Below are 246 nucleotides of genomic sequence, written 5' to 3' on the forward strand. Positions count from 1 at the left end.
ATTCATAGCCGCTCGTACACGCATATTATTCGTAATGTTACCCAAGCACCTGAACTTATTTTTGATGACATAGTTAGCAATGACAAAATTAGTGAACGTGCCGATGCGGTAACAAAATACTACGATGATTTAATTAACTCAGTGTCGCTTTACAATTTATACGGTGAAGGCAAACATGAGATTAACGGTAAATCTGTTGTTGTTAATTTATTTGAGCTGAAAAAGAAACTTTACCTGGCAATGATG

The 246-nt window shown here is 35.4% G+C and carries 1 pseudogene; it reads left to right on the forward strand.

Annotated elements, in window-relative coordinates:
• A pseudogene (locus AAEY62_RS24055) lies at nt 1–246 on the forward strand (class Ia ribonucleoside-diphosphate reductase subunit beta); the annotation flags it as partial.

It is taken from the genome of Pseudoalteromonas sp. GW168-MNA-CIBAN-0100, assembly GCF_040309225.1.
GTDB lineage: Bacteria > Pseudomonadota > Gammaproteobacteria > Enterobacterales > Alteromonadaceae > Pseudoalteromonas > Pseudoalteromonas arctica.